At 70.7% G+C, this 24,199-nt stretch carries 20 protein-coding genes and 1 tRNA gene; 11 read left to right on the top strand and 10 right to left on the bottom strand.

The annotated features are described in order from the left end of the window. The first annotated feature begins 112 nt into the window (after positions 1-112). On the top strand, positions 113-1,114 hold the full coding sequence (locus AC5P1B_RS18740; protein ID WP_493888418.1) for a sigma-70 family RNA polymerase sigma factor: 1,002 nt from the start codon (positions 113-115) through the stop codon (positions 1,112-1,114). Positions 1,115-1,536: 422 nt separating this feature from the next. Here AC5P1B_RS18740 and AC5P1B_RS18735 read toward each other — a convergent pair whose 3' ends face one another. Both AC5P1B_RS18735 and AC5P1B_RS18730 read right to left on the bottom strand, forming a co-directional pair. Continuing rightward, positions 1,537-2,829: a P1 family peptidase gene (locus tag AC5P1B_RS18735; RefSeq protein WP_493888417.1), complete on the bottom strand. Its 1,293-nt coding sequence runs from the start codon at positions 2,827-2,829 to the stop codon at positions 1,537-1,539. Positions 2,830-3,065: 236 nt separating this feature from the next. Further along, the gene (locus tag AC5P1B_RS18730) at positions 3,066-3,392 is read right to left on the bottom strand and encodes a nuclear transport factor 2 family protein (RefSeq protein WP_493888416.1); all 327 of its coding nucleotides are present in this window, start codon (positions 3,390-3,392) and stop codon (positions 3,066-3,068) included. Positions 3,393-3,739: 347 nt separating this feature from the next. On the opposite strand from AC5P1B_RS18730, the gene AC5P1B_RS18725 reads away from it, so the two are divergent. Together AC5P1B_RS18725 and AC5P1B_RS18720 are read left to right on the top strand one after the other, a co-directional pair. After that, entirely contained in the window at positions 3,740-4,297 is a 558-nt protein-coding gene (locus AC5P1B_RS18725; protein ID WP_493888415.1) for an AMP-binding protein, read from the top strand. 169 nt (positions 4,298-4,466) lie between these two features. Next, entirely contained in the window at positions 4,467-4,655 is a 189-nt protein-coding gene (locus AC5P1B_RS18720) for a hypothetical protein (RefSeq protein WP_493888414.1), read from the top strand. 204 nt (positions 4,656-4,859) lie between these two features. Here the strand turns inward: AC5P1B_RS18720 and mscL are convergent, their stop codons facing one another. The 5 genes from mscL to AC5P1B_RS18695 form a co-directional block, all read right to left on the bottom strand. Continuing rightward, entirely contained in the window at positions 4,860-5,372 is a 513-nt protein-coding gene (gene mscL, locus AC5P1B_RS18715) for a large conductance mechanosensitive channel protein MscL (RefSeq protein WP_493888413.1), read from the bottom strand. Positions 5,373-6,737: 1,365 nt separating this feature from the next. After that, positions 6,738-7,610: an S-methyl-5'-thioadenosine phosphorylase gene (locus AC5P1B_RS18710; RefSeq protein ID WP_493888412.1), complete on the bottom strand. Its 873-nt coding sequence runs from the start codon at positions 7,608-7,610 to the stop codon at positions 6,738-6,740. Positions 7,611-8,117: 507 nt separating this feature from the next. Next, complete coding sequence (locus AC5P1B_RS18705; RefSeq protein WP_493888411.1) at positions 8,118-8,486, bottom strand: FmdB family zinc ribbon protein; 369 nt, start codon at positions 8,484-8,486, stop codon at positions 8,118-8,120. A 66-nt stretch (positions 8,487-8,552) separates the two neighbouring features. Continuing rightward, a complete protein-coding gene (locus AC5P1B_RS18700) occupies positions 8,553-9,869 on the bottom strand; it encodes an MFS transporter (RefSeq protein ID WP_493888441.1) in 1,317 nt (438 codons plus the stop codon). 412 nt (positions 9,870-10,281) lie between these two features. Beyond that, the gene (locus AC5P1B_RS18695) at positions 10,282-12,321 is read right to left on the bottom strand and encodes a potassium/proton antiporter (protein ID WP_493888440.1); all 2,040 of its coding nucleotides are present in this window, start codon (positions 12,319-12,321) and stop codon (positions 10,282-10,284) included. Positions 12,322-12,568: 247 nt separating this feature from the next. Between AC5P1B_RS18695 and AC5P1B_RS18690 the strand changes: the two genes are divergently transcribed. Continuing rightward, a complete protein-coding gene (locus AC5P1B_RS18690) occupies positions 12,569-15,373 on the top strand; it encodes a penicillin acylase family protein (RefSeq protein WP_493888410.1) in 2,805 nt (934 codons plus the stop codon). Positions 15,374-15,660: 287 nt separating this feature from the next. On the opposite strand, the gene AC5P1B_RS18685 is transcribed toward AC5P1B_RS18690, so the two are convergent. Beyond that, positions 15,661-16,263: a 5-formyltetrahydrofolate cyclo-ligase gene (locus tag AC5P1B_RS18685; protein WP_493888409.1), complete on the bottom strand. Its 603-nt coding sequence runs from the start codon at positions 16,261-16,263 to the stop codon at positions 15,661-15,663. Positions 16,264-16,365: 102 nt separating this feature from the next. On the opposite strand from AC5P1B_RS18685, the gene galU reads away from it, so the two are divergent. The 7 genes from galU (at position 16,366) to AC5P1B_RS18650 (ending at position 22,229) form a co-directional block, all read left to right on the top strand. Continuing rightward, on the top strand, positions 16,366-17,268 hold the full coding sequence (galU, locus tag AC5P1B_RS18680) for a UTP--glucose-1-phosphate uridylyltransferase GalU (RefSeq protein ID WP_493888408.1): 903 nt from the start codon (positions 16,366-16,368) through the stop codon (positions 17,266-17,268). Between the two features lie 4 nt (positions 17,269-17,272). Then, positions 17,273-18,604 (top strand): molybdotransferase-like divisome protein Glp, encoded by a 1,332-nt coding sequence (gene glp, locus AC5P1B_RS18675; RefSeq protein WP_493888407.1) that lies wholly within the window; start codon positions 17,273-17,275, stop codon positions 18,602-18,604. A 241-nt stretch (positions 18,605-18,845) separates the two neighbouring features. Continuing rightward, complete coding sequence (gene moaC, locus AC5P1B_RS18670; RefSeq protein ID WP_493888406.1) at positions 18,846-19,331, top strand: cyclic pyranopterin monophosphate synthase MoaC; 486 nt, start codon at positions 18,846-18,848, stop codon at positions 19,329-19,331. A 110-nt stretch (positions 19,332-19,441) separates the two neighbouring features. Beyond that, positions 19,442-19,999, top strand: a complete 558-nt coding sequence (locus AC5P1B_RS18665) for a MogA/MoaB family molybdenum cofactor biosynthesis protein (RefSeq protein WP_493888439.1) — start codon at positions 19,442-19,444, stop codon at positions 19,997-19,999. After that, positions 19,996-20,619 (top strand): GNAT family N-acetyltransferase, encoded by a 624-nt coding sequence (locus AC5P1B_RS18660; protein ID WP_493888438.1) that lies wholly within the window; start codon positions 19,996-19,998, stop codon positions 20,617-20,619. Before AC5P1B_RS18665 ends, AC5P1B_RS18660 begins: the two co-directional genes overlap by 4 nt. Positions 20,620-20,769: 150 nt before the next feature. After that, the gene (gene sepX / locus AC5P1B_RS18655; RefSeq protein WP_493888405.1) at positions 20,770-22,065 is read left to right on the top strand and encodes a divisome protein SepX/GlpR; all 1,296 of its coding nucleotides are present in this window, start codon (positions 20,770-20,772) and stop codon (positions 22,063-22,065) included. A 90-nt stretch (positions 22,066-22,155) separates the two neighbouring features. Next, a tRNA-Ala gene (locus AC5P1B_RS18650) sits at positions 22,156-22,229 on the top strand. Between the two features lie 126 nt (positions 22,230-22,355). On the opposite strand, the gene AC5P1B_RS18645 is transcribed toward AC5P1B_RS18650, so the two are convergent. Beyond that, positions 22,356-23,627, bottom strand: coding sequence for an MFS transporter (locus tag AC5P1B_RS18645; RefSeq protein WP_493888404.1), 1,272 nt, complete (start codon positions 23,625-23,627; stop codon positions 22,356-22,358). Next, the gene (locus tag AC5P1B_RS18640) at positions 23,624-24,178 is read right to left on the bottom strand and encodes a methylated-DNA--[protein]-cysteine S-methyltransferase (protein ID WP_493888403.1); all 555 of its coding nucleotides are present in this window, start codon (positions 24,176-24,178) and stop codon (positions 23,624-23,626) included. The genes AC5P1B_RS18645 and AC5P1B_RS18640 overlap by 4 nt, the downstream gene beginning before the upstream one ends. Positions 24,179-24,199 lie beyond the last annotated feature (21 nt).

The raw sequence follows: 24,199 nt of genomic DNA, 5'->3' as shown, positions 1-24,199 counted from the left end.
CGCGCGCCGCGGGAATTCTGTCCGGATTCCAGTCGTTGTATCCAGCGGATGGGGTACTTGCAAGGTCCCTGACCGCACTATCCCGCGACCCACTCATCGCAAGGGAGCACGCATGGCAACCCGTGCCGTCGCCCGTCGTCAGGCCACCGATAAGGGCTCTGGCGGGGCAAGCAGTGTTCGCGCCGTAGGCGGGGAGATCGCCGACCGCGACCTGGTCGGCATGTACCTCGACGAGATCGCGCGTACACCGCTGCTCGACGCGGCGAAGGAAGTTGAGCTGTCCCAGACCATCGAGGCGGGCGTGTACGCCCAGAAGATCCTCGACGGCGAGGTCACAGACACCGAAGCGGCAGGCGCGACCCGCGCCGAGCTGGAGGCGATAGCCGCTGAGAGCGCCCGCGCCAAGGACGTCTTCATCCGCTCCAACCTGCGTCTGGTCGTCGCGGTCGCCCGTAGGTACCCGCGCAGCGGTCTGCCTCTCCTCGACCTGATCCAGGAGGGCAACGCGGGCTTGGTGCGTGCCGTGGAGAAGTTCGACTACGCCAAGGGCTTCAAGTTCTCGACGTACGCGACCTGGTGGATTCGGCAGGCCATCACGCGCTCCATAGCCGACCAGTCCCGCACGATCCGGCTCCCCGTCCACCTCGTGGAGGAACTGGGCCGTATCCGACGGGTGCAGCGCGAGTTCAACCGTGAGAACGGCCGCGAGCCGGAGCACGTCGAGGTCGCCGCCGAGCTTGGCTCGACTCCCGAGCGCGTAGCCGATGTCTTGGACTGGGCACGCGACCCGGTGAGCCTGAACATGTCGGTGGACGACGCGGGTGAGACCCAGTTCGGCGACCTGCTGGAGGACACGTCCGCTGAGTCGCCCGAGCAGTCCGTGCTGGTGATGCTGCGCCGCGAGGGGCTGGAAGACCTCATCAGCCGGCTGGATGAACGCACCGCGTCGATCATCAAGGCGCGTTACGGCATCGAGGACGGCAGGGAGCGTACGCTCACTGAGGTCGGCAAGCAGCACGGCCTCACGCGCGAGCGCATCCGGCAGATCGAGAAGCACGCCTTGCTGGAACTGAAGAAGATGGCCCGCGACACGGGCTTCGACGCGGCCGCGTAAGCGACGGCGTCGGCGTCGGCGTCGGCGTAAGCGACGCGCCACATGGCGAGACGCTTCGTGGGTGATCTGGCCGTGATCGCGGTGTTGTATCGCTTGGGTGCTGTATCGCTTGTCGGTTGATTGACACCCGACACCCGGAATCCGTCTGGTGTCGCTCGTCCTGCGCGTAGCTACGCGCAGTGACCCCCTTGGCCAGGGCCCCGGTGCATCCCCCCCGCACCGGGGTCCTGTTTTTTTGTGCGGCCAGGATGCGGCGCGCGACTGCGGTCGGGTGCTGGTGCTGGTGCTGGTGCTGGTGCTGGTGGGATTGTGGTGATGCGGTGTGCTGTCGGTGGTACGGATGGTGCGGGCTGTCGGGGTGGTGCGGCTGGGGCCAAACGCACGCACAGACGGGTGTGCGGCGTATGTCCGGGCTCAGCGGCTCAGTACAGGTCGCGATGGGCGGGGAAAACACCACCAGGGCCATCCACGCCTTCGGCCGCCAGTACGGCGTCGACCACAGCTCGCGTCAGGACATCGGCCCCGGCGGCCAGCAGGTCGTTCAGCGCCCCCGCCGCCTGATGCACCCCGAAGACCGGGTCCGTCTCTTCTGCGGCGTCTGACGAGATCACCGGAACGAGCGGGAGTTCGCCGGTGGCCAGCGCGAACACCGTGTCTCCGTCGGACAGCAGATGTACGGGCCGTACGGCGCGTGCCAGCCCGTCGTGCGCCGTGCCTGCCAGCTTCTGCGCCTGGGCACGGTCGAGAACCGCGTCGGTGGCGACGACGGCGAGCGTGGTGTTCAGCGGTGGGCGCACCGACGCGACGGAGCGCCGCTCTGACTCGGCCTGCGCCTCGCGCAGCCGACGCTGAGCCTCCGCATGCCGCTCGGCTGTCGGAAAGCGCGGACGGCCGTCCGCATCTCCGCCCCCACCGAGGTCGGCTTCTGCCCCGTCATCCCTCTCATGCCCGCTCTCGCCCCCTCCTCCGCCACCGCTGCTGTCGCTGTCGCTGTCGCTGTCGGAGGAGTTTCGGTGGGCGGTGTGTGCTGGGGCGCGCCGCCGCCCGAAGAGTTCGCCGTACAGCACTCCCGTCGCAGGGTCGAGGGGCGAACCCGCCGCGTTGACCACCGCGAGCGCGGCGACAGTGATTCCAGAGGGCAGCACCGTGCTCGCCGTGCCGGTGCCTCCCTTCATGCCACCGGCCACCGCCCCCGCTCCGGCGCCGACACTGCCGCGCTCGACAGCCGCACCCGCCTCTGTACGGGCCGCCGACGCGGCCGCCTCCCGTCCGAACGCGGCGTCCGGCCGCGCCCGCCAGTCGCCACCTCGCCCGAGGTCGAACAGTGCGGCCGCCGGAACCACGGGCACGACCTGGGCCGGGTCAGGGCCGACCCGGAACCCCCGGCCGTGCTCCTCCAGCCAGGCGGCCACCCCGGATGCGGCGTCCAAGCCGAAGGCGCTGCCGCCGGTCAGCACGATGGCGTCGACGCGTTGGACGAGGTTGCGGGGGTCGAGTGCATCCGTCTCGCGCGTGCCGGGCCCGCCGCCCCGCACATCCACGGCGGCCACGGCGCCGCCTTCGGGGGCGAGGACCACGGTGGTGCCCGTGAGCCACCCATCAGTGACCCGGTGAGCGTGGCCGACTCGCAGCCCCCGGACATCCGTCAGCGCGTCCTGCGGACCAGTGCCCGGTCCGGATGCGCCGGGTGCCGCCTCAGCGTCAACGTCAGCCATGAGCCATGGGTATCACGCGCCTTCTGCTGACCAACGCCTCTGGGGGGCTCCCCCTCCCCCACCCACCCCCTGCCCCCCCCCGCCCCCCACCTCCCGTGCGCGCCCGTGCCCTCGCTGCCCGTGCCTCCCTTCACCCTGCCTGGCCGACGGGCTTGAGGTAGGTACGGGCACGCGGTCAGAGCTGGTGGGTGCTCATCACCGTCCAGCCTCTTCACCGGCTGCCGTCCCGGCCTTCGTCAGCCGGTGATGCGCAGCCGTGTTATCCGGTCGCCGTTGATGAGGAAGACGAGATCGGTCGGCCCGGTGAAACCGTCGCCGCCGACCTCCGTGTTCACGGCCGCCACGTTCCCGGCCTTGCGGGATCGCTTCACGTCGAGGGTCACGTGCTGCCCGATGAACTCGGCGTCGCTCCAGTCTCGTATCGCCTCACGGCCATGGAATTCTCGACCCCAGTCGATGACCGAGCCGTTGGTCGCGAAGGAGGCGAGGAATGACTCCGTGTCACCGCCCGAGACGGCGTCGAGAGCGCGCTGTACGGGGTCGGGAAGGTCGGAAGCACTCATCGTGAGGACTCCTTTGACTAGCGGTCCAGCCATCGCGGGAGGGCGCGTCGGCTTCTGTTTCAGCACAGCAGAGGTGAGACCGTCCCGCGCGCCGGGAGCGGACAGGCACCGGTGCACACGCCCGGACAGGCACCAGTGCAGACGCCGGCGAAGTTTGTCGTGATGTGCTCGCGCGGCCGGACGTGCTGGGCGTGGCCGAGCCGGGAGCAAGCCCTCGTCCTCCTCCTGGTCACAGTCGTCCTGCTCCTGGTCACGGCATGAACACGGGAGATCGGCGTTCCTGGGCGGGATGGGCCGTATAGCGATCGTTAATCGGACGTCAATCGCCCGCCGCGACGATTGGTCACATGTTCGCCGTACCTGACATCGCCGCTTCCACGTCCTCCTCAGCCGCCGCCTCCGTTCCCGGTTCCGGGTCCGTGTCCGGTGGCTCCGGTGACCAGGTGGTCCTGCGCTGGGTCAGCGAGCCGGGACCGGGGGAGGAGTTCACCCACACCGAGCTGCTGGACCAGGCCAGGCGGGCCTCCGCCACGCTGACCCGCCTCGGTGTGCGGCCTGGCGACCGGGTGGCCGTCATGCTGCCTCTGGTCCCCGAGTCGGTCGTCGTCACACTCGCCTGTGGCCGTCTCGACGCGACGCGTCTGTCGGTGTCGTCCGGCGAGCCCGTAGGGGCGCTGCGTGAACGGATCAGGGAGTCGGGAGCACGCGTCGTGGTCACTGCGGACGGCCTGCTGCGCGATGGGCGGGTGTACGGCCTGAAGGCCGCGCTGGACCGGGCGCTGACCGGCTGCCCGGACGTGTCCGCAGTGCTGGTCGTGCACCGGGTGGGACTCCCGGTGCCATGGACTCCGGGTCGGGACCACTGGTGGCACGAGGGCCTTTCGTCCTCTGCCGCTACCCAGTAGTTCCTTGCCGGAGCGGCCGTTGGGGGACGGCCGTGGGGGTGGCCGCCTATGTGAGGTGGGCGGCCACCAGCGGGGCGTCGCCGGACCGGGGGGTCGGCGACGCCCTGAGGCGTTCCAGGCGGGGTGTCCTTCCCAGCCACCTGGTGCCGAACGGTCGTATCCTGGAGGCATGAGCACCGCCCCCGCCCCTGAACCGCGCGATCCGGCTCCTGCGCTGATCTTCGACGACCCGCTGGCGCAGCGATCCTCGGACGATACGGACCAAGGGTGGGGTGAGCGGGCTCCGGACACGGGCGGCGGCGACTCGGCCGCCGATCTGGCCCGCTTCCTCGACGAGAAGCCGCCGCACCACGGGTAAACCGACATGAAGCCGTCTCATCGCCCGCTAGAGGACCCGGGCCGGTGGGGCGGCTTCGCCGTCTCCGGCTGTCACCCCCCGCACAGCCGACGCTGACCACTGCGGCCCCAGCTGCGAGCTTCCCGCTGGGCTGTTCCCCTGTGGGCTTCGCTGTGGGCGGTCCTCCTGCGAGCTGTGCGTCGGCCTTCGCTCGCTCGGTTACCGCTACCGCTCGGTCGGCGTGGAGTCGGTGCCGGTGCCCGAGCCCGGACCGCGCTGTGAGACGAGGGCGTCGCGGATCTCGCGCAGCAGTGCCACCTCCACTGCCTCCGCCTCGGCGTGCTCCGCCTCCGCCTTCTTCTCCTTGGCCGCCTTCCGCGCCAGGTAGCGCGACATCGGCAGCACCATCAGGAAGTAGACGACCGCCGCGGTGATCAGGAACGTGAGAACCGCGCTCAGCACCGTGCCCCACATGATCGGGACACCGCTGATGACGGTGCCCGTCTTGTCGGTCTTGCACGGCCCCTTGAGGCACGAGCTGTACTTGTCGAGGTCTTTGGTGCCGAACGCGCCGACGAGCGGGTTGATCATGCCCTTCACCACCGAGTTCACCACGTTGGTAAACGCGGCTCCGATGACGACGGCCACTGCCAGGTCGATGACGTTGCCGCGCATCAGGAAGGCCCTGAAGCCCTCCAGGACGCTCTGCTTCTCCCCGCTCGCCGTGCTGCTGCTCACCGAACTGCCTCTTCCTGAGATCGGATTCCCGGATTCCGCAACCTACGGCAGGGCAGGGCGGCGCTGTCCAATCCGTCACCTCCCGCCACGGCGTTGGCGGGGCGGTCGACATGGCGGCAGTGCGGTTCATCGCAGGACCACCGCCAGCCGTGCCGTGACTCCCGCGCTGACGAGCTTCATCGCGGTCTCTCGCGGTACTGACAAGACGATCAGAGCCCCGTCGTGCGCAGCAGTCTGGCCTTGCTTCGGCACCTGGGCCACTCGGGCGGCGCGTGCCACCACGTGCGCGCCATACGCGTCACCCGGGGCGCTGGTCCGCACGCCGCCCCGCTGGGGGGCACCTCCCATGTTCCGCCCCATGCCAGGGCTCATCGCTTCGCTGCTCGGACCGTCTCCCGGCCGCCGCCCGACCTGAGCCCCTTCAGCGGTGCCTTCCGCGGTTCCCTCGTTGGTCTCTTCGCCGGGAGTACCGCTGGGTCCTTCGCCGGAACCTTTCCCGGATTCCTGCCCGGATTCCTTCCCGGGATCTTCCTCCGACGCCTTCCCAGGGCGTTCACCCACGTCGTCGCGGAGGTCGCCGCTGGTGAAGCTGTAGTCGGAGAAGCCCCTCTCGGAAGCGGCTAACACGTCTACGCGGTCCCCTCGGCGAAGCAGCCGTACGACCGCCGCGTCACCGATCCGTACGGGCGCCGAAACCAGGCCGTCGCCGTCTGGCGGTTGCCGATCTGGCGCGGGCGGTGGGCCCGTCCTGGCCGCCTCGGTGGCGTCGTCATGCGGGACGAAGAAGATCAGCAATGCCGCCGCCACAGCGCATCCGGCAGCTGCGGCTCGCCGTCGTTTCCGCATCAGCCGTCGTAGTCGGTGCTGTCTCCTGCCGCCCGCGCGCACCGGGTCGAACGACGGGACCCCGCGCGGCGGCGGAGCCGACCGGGGAGGTCCTGGCTGGGCAGGCGGATCAAGTGCGTCGCGAGCTGGACCGGGCGCGACATGGAGGGGGTCTGGGGGAACGTACGCGGACATGACGGTCACCGCCTGACGTGCGGAGCGTGCTGGGCTCTTGGACTTGCAGACCCCACGGTGCGCGCCAGCGCCAGATCCTGCTCCGGCCTGTGTATTACTGCCCGGTTGTGGATAACTCCGTCACCCGGCCGTGTATCGCCAACCGGCCCCAGCCCGCACTCTCAGCCCCGCTCCCAGTGCCCGCCCCACTTCCCAAACCCCGGCCACCGAGTCTCAGGTCCCCGCCCCGCCCCCGCCCCGGCCCCGTTCCCCGGAACACGCCTCCGGGTCTCCTGCCTCTCATGCAGGAGACCCGGAGGCGCCAGTTCCGTGCGGTCGGCTACGGCGGCCGGTTACGGCGACCGCCTACGGCAGTTCGATGCCCAGGTCCCAGCCCTCGTGGACCTGGGAGCACTGGCAGCCCCTGGCATCGGTCTCCGGAAGCGCGGCCACGGCGTCGAACAGCACCTCGCGCAGTCGTCCCACGTTCTCCCCGAAGACCCGCATGACCTCCTGGTGCGAGACGCCTTCACCCGCCTCCGTCCCCGCGTCCAGGTCGGTGACCAGCGTCAATGACGTATAGCAAAGCTCCAGCTCGCGGGCGAGCGCCGCCTCCGGGTGGCCGGTCATGCCCACCACCGACCACCCCTGCGCCGCGTGCCAGCGCGACTCCGCGCGGGTCGAGAAGCGCGGCCCCTCGACGACCACCAGCGTGCCGCCGTCCACCGGCTCCCAGTCGCGGCCGCGCGCCGCCTTGAGCGCTGCCTTGCGGCCGACCGGACAGTACGGGTCGGCGAAGGTCAGGTGCACCACATTCGGCACGGGCCCGCCGCCAGGCAGCGGCTCGCCGTCGAAGTACGTCTGCTGGCGCGACTTCGTACGATCCACGATCTGGTCAGGTACGAGGAGTGTGCCCGGACCGTATTCAGGCCGCAGCCCGCCGACCGCGCACGGGCCGAGCACCTGCCGCACGCCGACGGAGCGCAGGGCCCACAGGTTGGCGCGGTAGTTGATGCGGTGCGGGGGCAAGTGGTGCTTGCGGCCGTGCCGGGGGAGGAAGGCGACTCGCCGTCCGGCTACCTCGCCGAGGAACACGGAATCGCTCGGCGCCCCGTAGGGGGTGTCCACGGTGACTTCGGTCACGTCGTCCAGGAAGGAGTAGAACCCCGATCCGCCAATGACCCCTATGTCAGCTTGAGGGGCGGTTCCCGATGATGCTGCATTGCGCGTCTCAGCCATGCGGTCACCCTATTGGCGCCCAACCAGCGCCCTTCAGTGACCCGGCGCCCGACACCGCCGTAACGGGAGGAGCGCCGTAACGGGAGGTGCGCCGTCACCGGAACAACGCCGTCACCGGAACAACGCCGTCACCGGAACAACGCCGTCACCGGAACAACGCCGCAGCCGGAAGAACGCCGCGCCAGAGGGGCACCGCGCCTCCGAACCCCGTACGGACGAGAACCCCGTCCGCACGAGAACCCCGTACGCACGAGAGTCCCGTATGCGCGAGAGCGCGCATGTCCGCGCGGCAAGGCGGCGATGGTGCCGTGCGTCGCGAGCGCGTACGACGAAGCCCCCGCCACCTCATACAAGAGAGGCAACGGGGACTTCGGATGATCAAGGCTTGGCGACGACGCACCAGTGCGTCGTCACGTCGTCGCAGCATCGCAAGGACGACAGGCATCGCAACGACGACAGGCACAGTCAGACGCGGGCCCGGCCGAGGGGCGAGCGCGCCGGCCGGGATCAAGCGGCCGTAGAACCGCTTGACGCCGGGGAGGTGCTGCCACTCGACGAACCCGACGACGAGCCCTTGTCGCCCGAGGAGGACGAGGACGACGACGTGGAGGCGCCCGACGACGAGGAGGAGTCAGAGCTCGAATCAGAGCCGTTCTTCGAGGACGGCTTCGCGGAGCCGCTCGTGCTGCTCGACGAGGCGCTCCGGCTGTCGGTCCGGTAGAAGCCGGAGCCCTTGAAGACGACGCCGACCGCCGAGAACACCTTGCGCAGGCGTCCGTCGCAGCCCGGGCACACGGTGAGCGCGTCATCGGTGAACTTCTGCACCGCTTCGAGGCCTTCTCCGCACTCGGTGCACTGGTATTGATAGGTCGGCACGTGATCCTCCTGGCACTCTCACTCAATGAGTGCTAACGACGCTCCATAGTGCAGTATTCCGCCGCGTCAGTCCACCGCAACGGGCTCGCGGTGACCGACCCCACGTGCGGCTCCGCTCACGATCCGCCCCTCGGAACGGGTCGCCAGCAGGCCGCGCAGCGCGACCAGGGTCACGACCGCGAGCCCCGTTCCGGCCAGCGGCACGACGAACCCGGCACTCGCGCCGAAGCGGTCCGCCAGTTGCCCGGCCGCCGTCGCCGCCCCCGCCTGGCCGAGCGCCACCGCGCCCGTCAGCCAGGTGAACGCCTCGGTGCGCGCGGTCGCCGGGACCAGCGACTCCACGAGCGTGTAACCGGTGATCAGCGCGGGTGCGATGCACAGGCCGACCAGCAGGCCCAGCGCGCCCAGCAGCGGTACGGCGTTCACCGCCCACAGGGCGGAGGTCGCCAGCGTCAGCAGCGGGTACGCGATCAGCAGCCGCTGCTGCGGGCTGCGGCGCCACGTCATCGCGCCGCAGGCGACGCCCGCCAGCATGTTGCCCGCGGCGAAGATCCCGTAGAGGACGCCATTGATGCCGGGCTGCCCGATCTCCTCCGTGAAGGCGGTCAGCGAGACCTGCATGCCACCGAAGACGGTGCCGATGCCGAGGAAGACGACGGCCAGCACCCGTACGCCCGGCACGGACAGCGCCGAGGTGGCGCGGTCGTCGCCGGTCCCGGCCGCGGCACCCTCGCCGGTGCGGCTGCGGCTGCGGCTGCGGCTGGGCACGGGCTGGGTATGGCGCTGCGCGGCGAACAGCAGTCCGCCGGTCAGCGTCAGGGTGGCCTCGGCGATCAGTCCGGCGGCCGGGTGTACGCCGGTGCACAGCGCGGTGGCCAGCACCGGGCCGATCACGAAGGTGAACTCGTCCGTCACCGACTCGAAGGCCGCCGCTGTCGTCAGCAGCGGCGAGTTCCGCGTACCGCCTCCGCCGTGGCTCTTGCCGTCACGGCTGCCGTTCCCGCCGAGCATGGCAGCCCAGCGTGCGCGCACCATGGGGCCGACCTGCGGCACCGAGGCGCCTGCCGGTACGGCGGCCACGAACAGCGTCCACAGCGGCGCGTCCAGCAGTGCCAGCGCCGTCAGCAGCACGACGGACGCGGAGTGCACCAGCACTCCGGGGAGGAGCACGGCGCCTTGCCCGAAACGGTCGGCGAGCTTGCCGCTCTGCGGCGCGAACAGTGCCATCGACACACCGGCCGTAGCCGATACGGCTCCGGCGAGGCCGAAGGAGCCGTTGGTGTGCTGGACGAGCAGAACGATGCCGATGGTGAGCATGGCGAAGGGCTGCCGGGCCGCGAAGCCGGGGAGGACGAAGGTCCACGCGCCCGGCGTGCGCAGCAGCTGCCCGTATCCGGCCTTCTCGGAGGGGCGGCGGTCGGCGCGATCGGCCTTGCGGCCTCTAACGGAACGCGACGGTGCGGACGCTTCAGATGACGCAGACAATTCAGCTGCCTGCTCGGAGCGCGATGCGCCAGTGTCCGGCTGGTCGGAACTGTGCTGCTGGCCGGGGGATGACTGGTTGGAGCGCGACTGATCCGCACGCGTCGGCGCGTCAGTCGGGTGTTCCGAACGAGTCCCGTCGGCCGGGTCGGGAGTGACCGTGGATGCCACGGCCGGGCCTTTCTGCCGCCTGGTAGCGCCTCTTGGGATCACCACGGGGCGCCGAGAGCTGTCCTCTCGCGCATGACCGTGGTAGATGCCGGGCAGGCCGCCTTGCGGTCGCGCCAGCTCTGCGTCAGGCAGAGTTGGTCGGTTATTGCCTCTTTGCGTTCATGCTACCGGCTGATGAGCCCGCTTCGTTACGTTCGTGACCGTCGCCACCGCAGTGGCCGCCGTGGCCCTCGTCACCACGCGTACGCCCGCCGTGGCTCTCTTCACCACGGTTGTGCCCGTGGCCGTCATCCCCACGGCTATGGCCATGGCTGCCGTCCTCACCGCCTCGACCGTCACGTCGGCCATCTCGGCCGTCGCGCCGACCGCCCTTGCCGCCGCTGCCGCGCCGAGCGCGGCCGCCGTCGCCGCCCTGCTCACGGCCTCGTGACCGGTCGCGCGCCCGGTCACGCGCCTGGTCGCCACCGTGGCCCCGGCCCGCCGCCGCCTCCTCCTGCTGCCGTCGCCGCTGCCGCTGGAGCTGTCGCTGCCGCTGCCGTTCGCGCTCCCGCGCTTCCTCCCGCTCCTCTGCTCGCCCCAGTTCCCCCCCTTGCTCGCGCTGTCCGCCGCCATGGATGCGAGCCTGCGCGCGGAGCCATGGCCACGGCCAGGTCCCCGGGCGCGGCTGGGGCCTGTCACCGTCGTTCATGCCGTCGCCTCCGGTGCCCAGCCAGTCGGCCAGCTTGCCGCCGTGGCTGACGGCCCGCAGCCGTCGTTCCGCCGCGTCGCGCACCGGGTCGGTGGCCACGACGAGCAGTTCGTCGCCGTGCCGCAGCACGGTCGTCGGCAGCGGGGCGAAGCTCTTGCCGTCCCGTACGACGAGGGTGACCGCGGCCCCGGCGGGCATCCGGAGCTCGGCGACCTCTACCCCGTGCATGCGGGAGTCCTCGGGGATCGCCATGGACAGCAGATGTCCGCGCAGCCGCTCCAGGGGTGCCGACTCGACGCCGAGGTCGGCGGCCAGCTCCGAGTCGCCGAGCCGCAGCCGCCTGGCGAGCCAGGGCAGGGTCGGGCCCTGGATGAGGGTGTAGACCATCACCAGCACGAAGACGATGTTGAAGACCCGCTGGCTCTCCGGCACCTCGGCGACCATGGGAATGGTGGCGAGCACGATGGGCACCGCGCCCCGCAGCCCGGCCCAGGACAGCAGCGCCTTCTCCTGCCAGGGCGTACGGAACGCGGCAGTGCTCACCAGGACCGAGACCGGCCGCGCCACCACCGTCAGCACCAGGCCGACCAGCAGCGCGGGCAGCACGTCGTCGCCGAGCTCGTGCGGTGTCACCAGCAGGCCGAGCAGGACGAACATGCCGATCTGGGCGATCCAGCCGAGCCCCTCGGCGAACCCTCGGGTCGCCGGCCAGTGCGGCAGCCTCGCGTTGCCCATCACCAGCGAGGCGAGGTACACAGCGAGGAAGCCGGAGCCGTGCGCCAGCGCGCCGCCCGCGTAGGCGACGACGGCGATGGCCAGGACCGCGATCGGGTACAGGCCGGAGGCGGGCAGCGCCACATGCCGCAGTGCGTACGCGCCGAGCCAGCCGATAGCGAGACCGATCGCCGCGCCGATGGCCAGTTCCATGGCGATCTCGCCCAGGAGCACATACCAGTGTTCGATCGGCCCGGTCGCGGAGAAGGCGACGACGAGAATGACGACGGGGGCGTCGTTGAAGCCGGACTCGGCCTCCAGCGTGCCGGTCAGCTTCGTCGGGAGCGGGACCCTGCGCAGCACGGAGAAGACGGCGGCGGCGTCGGTGGACGACACCACGGCCCCTATGATCAGCGCCTGTTTCCAGTCGAGACCCACGAGGTAGTGGGCGGCGGTCGCGGTGACCCCCACGCTCACCGCGACGCCCACGGTGGACAGCGTGGCGGCGAGCGGCAGGGCGGGTTTGATCTCCCGCCACTTGGTGCCGAGGCCGCCTTCGGCCAGGATGACCACGAGCGCCGCGTAGCCGATGACCTGGGTCAGTTCGGCGTCGTCGAAGACGACGCCGAACAGGCCGTCCTGGCCTATCGCCACGCCGATTCCGAGGTAGACGAGCAGGCTTGGCAGCCCGCTGCGGGAGGAGAGCCGTACTGCGACCACGGCGATCAGCAGGACGAGTGCGCAGACCAGCAGGAGTTCATTGAGGCGGTGGACAGTCAGGGGCCGACCCTTTCGCGAGGCTTTCGGCCAGAACGTTTCCCTCGGCCGACCGGAAGTTCATTGCCTTACCTAACATTTTACCGGTCCTTGACGCGATGATCGACACAGCTCGCCCGAGTCACCCGCTCGCCGTCGTCCCGCCCGCCCGGCTTCTCCCCTGGCCCTGACTCCGCGTAGGGAAGCCGTCAGGGCTCCGGATACGGTTGCTCCAGCACTCCAGGTCCACCCTGCCCCTTGAAGGACAGCGATGCCCTCCCGCCCGTCGCCCGACCGCCAGCCCTCTACGGGGACACAGAGCGGCAACAGTGATGCTTCGAACGCCCCTTCCCGAAAGAAGAAGAAGGGGCGGCGCGTCCGTCTGATCGTCCTCACACTCGTGCTGCTGCTCGTGGGGGGCGTCGGCTATGGCGCGTACTGGAGCATCAGCACCGTGCGTGCCTCCTTCCCGGAGACCACCGGTTCGATCCAGATCAAGGGCATGTCGAAGCCGGTCCAGGTCAAGAGGGACGGCAACGGCATCCCGCAGATCTACGCGGACACATCGGAAGACCTCTTCCGCGCCCAGGGCTTCGTCCAGGCGCAGGACCGGTTCTGGGAGATGGACGTCCGGCGGCATCTGACGTCGGGGCGGCTGTCGGAGATGTTCGGGTCCAGCGAGGTGGAGACGGACGCGTTCCTGCGCACGCTCGGCTGGCGCGAGGTCGCGCAGCGCGAGTACGACACCAAGCTGTCGCCCAGCACCAAGAAGTACCTCCAGGCGTACTCGGAAGGCGTCAACTCCTACCTCGACGACCACGAGGGCGCCTCGCTCTCCGTCGAGTACGCGGCGCTGAACTTCAAGAACGACTACAAGCCGGAGAAGTGGACGCCCGTCGACTCGGTCGCCTGGCTCAAGGCCATGGCCTGGGACCTGCGCGGCAACATGGAGGACGAGATCGACCGGTCGCTGGCCTCCAGCCGGCTGAACGCGAAGCAGATCGAGGACCTGTACCCGACGTATCCGTACGACAGGAACCGGCCGATCGTCGACCGCGGCGCGGTGGATACCCTCACCAAGGAGTTCAAGCCGGACGGGCAGCCGCAGGGCGCCTCGTCGACGCCCGGCGGCGGGCCCGGCGTCGGGCAGGGGTTGCAGACCAACCTGTCCGCGCTGTCGAAAACACTCGATGACATCCCGGCGCTGCTCGGCCCCAGCGGCAACGGCATCGGCTCCAACTCGTGGGTCGTCGCCGGTGAGCACACCACCACCGGCAAGCCGCTGCTCGCCAACGACCCGCACCTCGCGCCGCAGCTGCCCTCGCTCTGGTACCAGATGGGCCTGCACTGCAACCAGGTCAGCGCCGAGTGCCCGTTCGACGTCGCCGGTTACACCTTCTCCGGGATGCCTGGCGTGGTCATCGGCCACAACCAGGACATCTCCTGGGGTCTGACGAACCTCGGCGCCGACGTCTCCGACCTGTATCTGGAGAAGGTCAACGCCGAGGGCTACCTGTACGACGGCAACCAGCGGAAGTTCAAGACGCGCAAGGAGACCATCAAGGTCGCGGGCGGCAAGAGCCGCCACATCACGGTCCGCGCCACCGAGAACGGGCCGATCGTCTCCGACCGCGACGACGAGCTGGAGAAGGTGGGCGAGAAGGCGCCGGTGGGCGACTCCGCCCCGGACCGGGGTGACGGTTACGCGGTCTCGCTGCGCTGGACCGCGCTGAACCCGGGCAAGACGATGGAGTCGCTGTTCAAGATCAACAGAGCGAGTGACTTCACCGAGTTCCGGGCGGCCGCCGCCGACTTCGCCGTGCCCTCGCAGAACCTCATCTACGCGGACACCAAGGGCAACATCGGCTACCAGGCGCCGGGCCAGATCCCGATCCGGGGCAAGGGCAAGAGCGGCAAACCCGCCGATGGCCGCTACCCGGCGCCCGGCTGGGACTCCTCGTACCGGTGGACCGGCTACATCCCGCAGAAGGCCCTGCCGTACGAGTACAACCCCAAGCGCGGCTACATCGTCACCGCCAACCAGGCCGTCGTCGACCGCGAGAAGTACCCGTACCTGCTCACCGACGACTGGGGCTACGGGGCGCGCAGCCAGCGCATCACCGACCTCATCGAGTCGAAGACCAAGGACGGCGGCAAGATCTCGACCGATGACATGCAGTCCATGCAGATGGACAACAGCAGCGAGATCGCCGAACTGCTGACGCCGTACCTGCTCAAGATCAACATCAAGAACGACTACGTCCGCGAGGCGCAGAAGCTCCTTGAGGGCTGGGACTACACCCAGGACGCCGACTCGGCCGCCGCCGCGTACTTCAACGCCGTCTGGCGCAACACCCTCAAGCTCGCCTTCGGCAACAAGCTGCCCAAGGAGCTCCGGGTCAAGGGCCAGTGCCTGCGGGTCCGGCCCGCCGACGACACCGGTCCCGTCGAGGACCTCGACGACGACAGTGACTACGTGACCGAATGCGGCGAGCGCGCCAAGGACGCCGCTCAGCCGGACGGTGGCGACCGCTGGTTCGAGGTCGTACGGAAGATCCTGGACGACCCGGACAACGAGTGGTGGCACACCGCCGGCACGCAGGCCAACCGTGGCGTCAAGAACCGCGATGAGCTGCTCGCGCGCGCCATGAAGGACGCGCGCTACGAGCTGACGTCCAAGCTCGGCAAGGACATCGACACCTGGAGCTGGGGCCGTCTGCACCAGCTGACGCTGAAGAACCAGACGCTGGGCACCAAGGGCCCCGGCTTCATCCAGTGGCTGCTCAACCGTGGCCCGTGGAACCTCAGCGGCGGCGAGGGGGCGGTCAACGCCACCGGCTGGAACGCGGCGGGCGGCTACGAGGTCGTGTGGGTCCCGTCGATGCGGATGATCGTCAACCTCGACGACCTCGACAAGTCGCGCTGGATCAACCTGACCGGCGCTTCGGGACACGCGTACCACGAGCACTACGACGATCAGACCGAGAAATGGGTCAAGGGCGAACTGCTCGACTGGCCGTTCAGCGAGAAGGCGGTCGACGAGGCGACGGATGACGAGCTGGCGCTGACGCCGTAGCGCCCGTGGCGCTCACAGCGCCGGGGAGCGGGTCTGAGCCTTGCGGGCTCGGGCCCGCTCCCCTGCCCGTCGCGCCGCTGAGCCGTCCCCCGCCGACGCCGGGAGGCAGCTTGGCGACCTGGCAGCTTGGCGATCTGGAGAGGCTGCCCTGCCGGGTGGCGCGGCGCGGGGAGCGCCGAGTCCGGGGCCTTGGACCCAGCCCGATGCGCCCCGCGCTCGCGTCGGCGCTTATGCGCGCCTCGCGCCCGCGTCCGCTCCGGCATGCCAGCGGACCATGCGCCCGCGCGTCAGCGGAACCGCCGCACGCCCTCCGCCGTCACCACCGCATGCACCGGATGGTCATGCGGGTCCTTCGGTACGCGCTCCACCACCTCGTTCGCGTAGAGCAGCACCACCAGCGCCGGGCTCGCCCCGGCGATCTCCAGCCGGGCCAGGACCCGGTCGTACGAGCCGCCGCCCCTGCCCAGCCGCACCCCGCGGCTGTCCACCGCCAGGCCCGGCAGCAGCACGGCGTCGACCGACGTCACCGCCTGCGGACCGAGCCGCGGTCCGTCCGGCTCCAGCAGGCTGAACTTCCCGGAGTGCGCGACACGCGCGAGATGCTCCGGACCCTCGTACACGCCCCAGTCGAGATCGTTGTCGGGCAGCAGCACCGGAAGCAGCACCCGTACGCCCCGCGCGCGCAGCGCGTCCAGCAGCGCGCGCGTGCCCGGCTCGCTGCCCACGGAGACATACGCGGCGACCGTGCCCGCCCCTCTCAGCTCCGGCAGTTCCAGTGCCCGGCGCGCGAGCGCCGCCTCCGTCGCGGCGATGTCATCCGGAGTCAACCCAGCCCTAACCGCCAGGAGACCTCGCCGCAATGCCCGCTTAGTACCGTCGGCGTTGATCATGGCACGTACAAACCCCTCGTTTTGTGCTGCTGTTGTGACGTCCCAGGTCATATTCGGCGGACCATCATCTTCTGCACAAAGGCAGCGGATAGGGTGCTGAACATGACTCCATCGCGCACTCGGATCAGCAAGGCTGTCATTCCTGCCGCCGGGCTTGGAACGCGCTTCCTCCCGGCCACCAAGGCCACCCCCAAGGAGATGCTGCCGGTCGTCGACAAGCCCGCGATTCAGTACGTGGTCGAAGAGGCGGTCGACGCGGGCCTCTCCGATGTCCTCATGGTCACCGGCCGCAACAAGCGCCCCCTGGAAGACCACTTCGACCGCAACTACGAGCTGGAAGAGGCCCTGCGGCGTAAGAAGGACGAGTCGCGGCTCGCCCGCGTACAGGAGTCCAGCGACCTCGCGACCATGCACTACGTCCGCCAGGGCGACCCCAGGGGCCTCGGCCACGCCGTACTGTGCGCCGCGCCGCACGTCGGCGACCAGCCCTTCGCCGTCCTCCTCGGCGACGACCTGATCGACCCCAGAGACCCCCTCCTCGCCCGCATGATCGAAACGCAGGAGCGGTACAACGGCAGTGTCATCGCCCTGATGGAGGTCGACCCCGCGCAGATCCACCTCTACGGCTGCGCCGCCGTCAAGGGCACCGCCGACGAGGACATCGTCCGCGTCACCGACCTGGTCGAGAAGCCCGACACGGCCGACGCCCCCAGCAACTACGCCATCATCGGCCGCTACGTCCTCGACCCCGCCGTCTTCGACGTGCTGCGCGAGACCGAGCCGGGCCGCGGCGGCGAGATCCAGCTCACCGACGCCCTCCAGACGCTGGCCGCCGACGAGACGGTGGGCGGGCCCGTGCACGGCGTCGTCTTCCAGGGCCGCCGCTACGACACCGGCGACCGGGGCGACTACCTGCGTGCCATTGTCAGACTCGCGTGCGAACGTGAAGATCTGGGTCCGGACTTCCGTTCCTGGCTTCGCCGTTACGTCACCGAGGAGATGTAGCACTTTGAGCAGCACCGCCGACCCGGCCGCCGGCCCGACACGCACCTGGCTGGTGTCCGAGCATCTCGCCGACGTCCTGGGCCGAATCCGCCCGCTGGACCCCATCGAGCTGCAACTCCTCGACGCGCAGGGGTGCGTTTTGGTGGAGGACGTCACCGTCCCCGTCGCCCTGCCGCCCTTCGACAACAGCTCCATGGACGGTTACGCGGTGCGGATCGCCGATGTGGCGGGCGCGAGCGAGGAGTTCCCGGCGGTCCTCACGGTCATAGGCGACATCGCCGCGGGCAGCGGTGAACTGCCCAGAGTCAGCCCCGGCGAGGCCGCCCGCATCATGACGGGTGCCCCGTTGCCGCCCGGTGCCGAGGCCGTCGTCCCCGTCGAGTGGACGGACGGCGGCACGGGCGGCGGCCCCGTCGCGGGCATGCGGGCGCACAGCGCGGCGCCCGAGGCAGCCGGCGGCCACGTCCGTGTGTACCGGCCCGCCGAGAAGCGGCAGCATGTCCGGGACAAGGGCAGCGATGTCAGCGCCGGTGAACTGGCCCTGAAGGCTGGGACGGTCCTCGGCGCCCCGCAGATCAGCCTGCTCGCGGCGATCGGCCGGGCCACGGTGCCGGTGCGCCCGCGCCCGCGCGTCGTCATCATGTCCACCGGCAGCGAACTGGTCCAGCCAGGTGAGCCATTGGGCCCCGGTCGCATCCACGACTCCAACAGCTTCGCGCTGACCGCCGCCGCCCGCGACGCCGGAGCCATCGCCTACCGGGTCGGCGCCGTGAGCGACGACGCCGCGACGCTGCGCGCCACCATCGAGGACCAGCTCATCCGCGCCGACCTCGTCGTCACCAGCGGCGGCGTCAGCGTCGGCGCGTACGACGTGGTCAAGGAGGCGCTCACGGACCTGAGCCAGGACAGCGACGGCGTCGAGTTCCGCAAGCTCGCCATGCAGCCGGGCAAGCCGCAGGGCTTCGGCTTCGTCGGCGACAGCGACGGCGGCCGCGAGCGCACGCCGCTGCTCGCCCTCCCCGGCAACCCGGTCAGCGCGTACGTGTCCTTCGAGCTGTTCGTCCGACCCGCGATCCGCACCCTGATGGGCGTGGAGCCTGTGTACCGTACGGTCGTCAGCGCGGTGTGCCCGGAGGGCGTGGCCTCGTCGCCGCAGGGCCGCCGCCAGTTCCTGCGCGGCCGGTACGACGCCGAGGCCGGGTCGGTCACCCCCGTCGGCGGCGCCGGTTCCCACCTGGTGAAGGCCCTCGCCTTCGCCAACGCCCTGATCGTGGTCCCCGAGGACACGACGGCCTACGACCCGGGCGACACGGTGGACGTCGTCCTCCTGGACTGAGGCCCCCGGACCCCCGGACCCCCGGCCTTCCGGCTCCCCGGCCCCGTCCGTCCTGTCCGCGCGTGCTGCGGGAGCGCTCGCGGCAGCCCGCTTCACCGGCCCCCGGAGGCGAACGACGCCGCCCGCCGGAGGCGACCGGCACCGCCCGGGCGGGCGCGCCGTGGCCGGGTGGGGGCGGTTGCCGCGCTGATCCACGGCCGTGCCCGGTACGGTGTCTGCCTTAGGACCGACCGGGAGAACCATGAGCAGCGCCCAGGATCACCTCACTCATCTCGACGAAGCGGGCGCGGCGCGCATGGTCGACGTCTCGGGGAAGGACGTCACCGCGCGCAGCGCCAGCGCCAGCGGCCGCGTGCTCGTGTCGCCGCGCGTCGTGGAACTGCTGCGCGGCGAGGGAGTGCCCAAGGGCGACGCCCTCGCCACCGCCAGAATCGCGGGCATCATGGGCGCCAAACGCACCCCCGACCTGATCCCGCTGTGCCATCCGCTGGCCGTGTCCGGGGTGCGGGTGGACCTCTCGGTCGCTGACGACGCGGTGGAGATCCGGGCCACCGTGAAGACGACCGACCGTACGGGGGTGGAGATGGAGGCCCTGACGGCCGTCACCGTCGCCGCGCTCACCGTCATCGACATGGTCAAGGCCGTCGACAAGGGCGCGGTCATCACGGACGTACGGGTCGAGGAGAAGGCCGGCGGGAAGTCCGGCGACTGGAGCCGCACCTCATGACGACAGACCCGTCGGCCGCTGCCCGCAGTGCGCCGCACCCGCACAGCACACCCAGCGCGCCGGGCGCGCGCAGCGGGACGTCCGCGCCGGGGGGTGCGCCGGTGCCCGGAATCCCGGCGCCTGCCTCGGCCTCAGGCCGGACGGGTCTGCCCGCGGCCAGGGGCCGCTACCGGGCGCTGGTCGTGACCGCGTCCAACCGTGCCGCCGCCGGGGTCTACGCCGACAAGGGCGGACCGCTGCTGGCCGAGGGCCTGGCCGCGATGGGTTTCCTGGTCGACGGCCCGCGCGTGGTCCCCGACGGCGAGCCGGTGGCCGCCGTCCTGCGGGAGGCGGTGGCCGCCTCGTACGACGTGGTCGTCAGCACCGGCGGCACCGGGATCTCGCCCAGCGACCTGACGCCCGAGATGACCCGGCGTGTCCTGGACTACGAGATCCCCGGCATCCCCGAGGCGATCCGTGCCGAGGGACTGGCGAAGGTGCCGACGGCGGCGCTCTCCCGGGGGCTCGCGGGAGTCGCGGGCAGCACGTTGATCGTCAACCTGCCCGGCTCGTCAGGCGGCGTCCGCGACGGCCTCACCGTGCTCGGCAGGCTGCTGATCCACGCGGTGGACCAGGTGCGCGGTGGCGACCACCCCAGACCCGAGGGTGCTGCGGGGAGCGGGCACTGAACGCCTGCTGGCCCGTGGTGTTGGCGGACGGTGAGACGGCCCTCCGCCCCATAAGGATGCGCGACCAGCGCGCCTGGCGCGAGGTCAACCGCCGGAACCGGGAGTGGCTGCGACCATGGGAAGCGACCATTCCGCCGCCCCCGCCGGGCGGACCGGTCGCGCACCGGCCCACGTACCGGCAGATGGTGCGGCACCTGCGCGCGGAGGCGCACGCCGGGCGGATGCTGCCGTTCGTCGTGGACTACCAGGGACGGCTGGCCGGGCAGCTGACGGTCGCCGGCATCACCTGGGGCTCGATGTGCTCGGGCCATATCGGCTACTGGGTGGACAAGGCGTGCGCCGGGCGTGGCGTGATGCCGACGGCCGTCGCACTCGCCGTCGACCACTGCTTCCGCTCGGTCGGGTTGCACCGTGTCGAGGTGTGCATCCGCCCGGAGAACGTCCCCAGCCGCCGGGTGGTGGAAAAGCTGGGATTCCGCGAGGAGGGCCTGCGGCCCAGTTACCTCCACATCGACGGGGCATGGCGCGACCACCTCGTCTTCGCGCTCACCGCCGAAGAGGTCCCGAACGGGCTGCTCAACCGGTGGCATCAGATGAAGCCCGGAGCATCACAGATATAAAATAGGTGTTCGATATCGAACACAAATTGAACACATTTGCAGGCTGTTCATCGCACCAATCACAAAAAAAGTTCGAGATATCAGCAAGATCGTGCGACACACCGCGCCAATTGGCGGATCGGCCCGCTCCGGTCCCTCTACCGTGTGACCGTGAGCAGCAGTGGCCTCATCTACGCAGTCATCGTCGGGGCCTGGGCCGCCTATCTGGTGCCAATGTGGCTCCGCAGGCAGGACGAGCTCAACGACGCCCGTCCAACGGAACGGTTCAGCACCGCCATCCGGCTGCTGTCCGGACGGGCGGCGATGGAGCGCCGTTACGCCAAGGAGCTTGGCGTCAGGGACCTGGCCGACGACGCCGCCGACGATGCGGATGACCCGGATCTCCGGGAAGACACGGCCGCGCGAGTACGGGGCGCGGTCGGCCCTGACGACGTCACCGACGTCGTCGACGTCCGTGCCTTCGTCGAGCCCGCGACCGTCCTCGCTCCGGCGGGCGAAGCCCTCCTGCCGCCCGCCTCCGCGGGCCCCGGCACCCCGGAGACATCGTCCGCCGCCGCCGGAGGGCCGGGCGGAGAACAGGGCGGGATCGCCGCCGAGCGGGGAGAGCGTGCCGGTGAGCGCACTCGGCGCGCGAAGGCGCTGGCGCGCCGCCGCCGCACCACGGTGCTCCTCTTCCTCGCGTTCACCGTGGGTTCGGTCATCGCCGCCGTCGGCGGTGTCGCCTTCCTCTGGGCACCGGTGGGCCCCGCCGTGCTGCTGAGCGCGTACATCGTCTACCTCCGCATCCAGGAACGCCGCCGCTTCGCCTTCACCATGGACCAGCGCCGCGCGGAACTCGCCGCTCAGCGCCTGCGCGAACGCCGCCAGCCAGCCCGCCCGGCCGCTGACCGCCCCCGGCCCTCGGCCGACCGGCCCGCCGAGACCCCCGGCGACCTGGAACGGCCCGCGACCGCGGCCGGGCAGGAGGCCCCGGCGAGGACGCCCCGCGCGGCAGCCCCTGACCCGCGAGGCGAGCCCGCTGTGCCCACCCCGGCGGCCGAAGCGAGAACGGCGCACGCGGCCGACCGCCGTGCCCTGGTCGAGCAGACCGACCACGCGGAGTGGGTGGACCAGCACGAACGCGAGCGCGGCGGCCCGGCGGGGGAGAGCTGGGACCCCGTCCCCGTACCGCTGCCCACCTACGTCACGGCCCCCGTCGCCCCCCGCGCCTCCGGCAACGTCGACCTCGGCGCCCCGGACGCCTGGAGCTCGGCCCGCTCCAGCCCGGCCGAACCAGCTGCCGGGCAGACGCCCCCGGCCGCCCCTCCGGCGACGGCCGACCCGGCGGAACCCACCGCCCGCCCCCGCTCCGGCACCCAGGGCCGCCGCCCGTCCCGCGAACGCGGGCGCACCCCGTTGTTCGACCAGTACGCCGACGACGACCGCCCCCGCGCCGCCAACGAGTGACCACCCGCCGCCCCCGCCCACTCCGTTGACCAGCGAGGGAACGGATTTCCAAGCACCCCGACGGGGATGCTAGAGTTTCACTCGTTGCAAGGGCCTGTGGCGCAGTCTGGTAGCGCACCTCGTTCGCATCGAGGGGGTCTGGGGTTCAAATCCCCACAGGTCCACCGCAAGCGCTGTTCATGAGTCCAAGTGTGAACGGTTGACGAGCTCCCGTCCGAATCATTCCGATCGGGCGGGATCTCGTCGTTTCCGCGTTTCCGATGGCTGCTCCGTGCTGGGCTATGGAGTTCTCAACTCCTGGCAGGGGAAGAGGGCACTTCGCCGGTTCCGGTGTTCTTGGGTGTCGGCTCGGGAGCGGGGGTCCGGTCTGTGGAAGACAGCAACAGATACAGCCCGGGTAGTCCCGCCAGGGTGGTCATGAACACTACGGACACGCCGAGTCCGCCGTGCACCAGCAGGGGGGCGGCGACCGCTGCCCCCAGTGGAGAGGTGCCCTGCATCAGGGTACGCAGCGCGGCGAAGGACCGGCCGTGCAGCTCAGGCGGGATGCGGCGCATCCGCAGGGACTGTGCCCATACGGTCATCGGCGCGCTCAGAAGACCCACCGCGAAGAACGCGGCCCCGACGACCACGGGCTGGGGAGCCCCGAGCACGGCCAGGATGGCAAGGGCCGCTCCCGACTGGAACAGTCCGATCCGCCGCACCGACGCCCTCCCCACCCGGCCGCTGCCCGCCAGGGCGGCTCCGCCCAACTCCCCGGCGGCTACCGCCCCGATCAGCACCCCGAGCCAGGGAGCGCCGCCTGGCAGTTCGTTCTTCGCCAGCCACGGCGCGACGACCAGCAGCAGCATTCCCTCGGCGATGTTGAACAGCATGAAGGCGGCTGTGGTGGCCACGATCACCCGGTCTCGGGCCACCGCCTTCAGCGACCGCCGCCCGGTCGGTGTCTCCACGCCGGCGGCCCGGCGCAGCGGCGGCAGCGGGCGCCGTACGGTCGCGACCGCGCCCGCGAAGACCAGATAGGTGACGGCATCGATGAGAAGCACGTTGGGCGCGCCGATCACACCTACGAGGACACCGGCCGCGGCCGGGCCCACGACGGTGGCCACGCTGAAGCTGAACGACTCCAGGGCGTTCGCCGTGTCCAGATCCGGCTCATCGACGAGTTGGGGGATCGCGGCGGGAAAAGCCGCCAGCGGCACCATCTTGAGCAGGCCGTAGACAGCGGCCACCATGAACGGCAACGCCGTCGGTATATCCCCGACGGCGGCTGCCAAGGGCACGGCGGTCACGCAAGCCGCGCGGAACAGGCTGTCGCAGATCAGCAGAGTCCGTTTGTCCAGCAGGTCGAGGAGCGGCCCCACAGCCAGGCCTCCCAGAACGACAGGGGCGGTGAAGCACACTCCCAGCAAACCGAGCCGACCGATGCCGCCCTGGTCGATGACCAGCCACGACAGGGCCAGAAACGTCATCCCGTCCCCGAGCAGCGACACAGTCGCGCCCAGCCACAGGCGGCCGAAGCCGCCCCCGCCCGACCGCAGAACCCGCGCATACGTCGTCATCGGGCAACGTGTCCATTCCCGGAGGTGGCGGCCGGTGCGGGGAGAGAGAGGACCCGCCCACCGCTTTCGTGCGCCAGCAGCCACCGCTTGACGTCCAGCCCGTAGTAGTAGCCGCCCAGGCTTCCGTCCGAGCGGCGGACGCGGTGGCAGGGGACCACCAGGGGCACCAGGTTGTACGAGCAGGCCGCGCCGGCAGCCCGGGCGCCGCCCGGGCTGCCGGCGCGGCCTGCGAGTTCCCGGTAGCCGAGTGTCGTACCGGGCTTGATCCGACGCATCTCCCGCCACGCCGCCAGCCGGAAGTCACTGCCGAACTGCACGACGGGAAGGGCGTCGATGGCCTCCACCGTGCCGTCGAAGTATGCCGTCACCGCGGACGTGCAGAGTTCGGGCGAGCCACAGCCACGTCGGCTCAGCCGGCGTTCTCGCCAGGGCGGCGGCAACTCTTCCAGGAGGGTCGCCGGTTCCCGGGTGAAGCCCGCGGTGAGTATCCCGTCGTCGACGGTCACCAGGCTGAAGGGGCCCAGCGGGGTCGGCACAGTTACGGCGTGCATGAGGAGTGTTCCTCTCGAATG

The sequence above is a fragment of the Streptomyces sp. A01 genome (assembly GCF_059026195.1).
This window is presented reverse-complemented; position numbering and strand designations above follow the sequence as displayed.

What these genes read in the sequence shown, in the direction of transcription:
- AC5P1B_RS18740 (WP_493888418.1), top strand. Translation starts at nt 113, where the DNA reads ATGGCAACCCGTGCCGTCGCCCGTCGTCAGGCCACCGATAAGGGCTCT.
- AC5P1B_RS18735 (WP_493888417.1), bottom strand. Translation starts at nt 2,829, where the DNA reads ATGGCTGACGTTGACGCTGAGGCGGCACCCGGCGCATCCGGACCGGGC.
- AC5P1B_RS18730 (WP_493888416.1), bottom strand. Translation starts at nt 3,392, where the DNA reads ATGAGTGCTTCCGACCTTCCCGACCCCGTACAGCGCGCTCTCGACGCC.
- AC5P1B_RS18725 (WP_493888415.1), top strand. Translation starts at nt 3,740, where the DNA reads ATGTTCGCCGTACCTGACATCGCCGCTTCCACGTCCTCCTCAGCCGCC.
- AC5P1B_RS18720 (WP_493888414.1), top strand. Translation starts at nt 4,467, where the DNA reads ATGAGCACCGCCCCCGCCCCTGAACCGCGCGATCCGGCTCCTGCGCTG.
- AC5P1B_RS18710 (WP_493888412.1), bottom strand. Translation starts at nt 7,610, where the DNA reads ATGGCTGAGACGCGCAATGCAGCATCATCGGGAACCGCCCCTCAAGCT.
- AC5P1B_RS18690 (WP_493888410.1), top strand. Translation starts at nt 12,569, where the DNA reads ATGCCCTCCCGCCCGTCGCCCGACCGCCAGCCCTCTACGGGGACACAG.
- AC5P1B_RS18685 (WP_493888409.1), bottom strand. Translation starts at nt 16,263, where the DNA reads ATGATCAACGCCGACGGTACTAAGCGGGCATTGCGGCGAGGTCTCCTG.
- galU (WP_493888408.1), top strand. Translation starts at nt 16,366, where the DNA reads ATGACTCCATCGCGCACTCGGATCAGCAAGGCTGTCATTCCTGCCGCC.
- moaC (WP_493888406.1), top strand. Translation starts at nt 18,846, where the DNA reads ATGAGCAGCGCCCAGGATCACCTCACTCATCTCGACGAAGCGGGCGCG.
- AC5P1B_RS18645 (WP_493888404.1), bottom strand. Translation starts at nt 23,627, where the DNA reads ATGACGACGTATGCGCGGGTTCTGCGGTCGGGCGGGGGCGGCTTCGGC.
- AC5P1B_RS18640 (WP_493888403.1), bottom strand. Translation starts at nt 24,178, where the DNA reads ATGCACGCCGTAACTGTGCCGACCCCGCTGGGCCCCTTCAGCCTGGTG.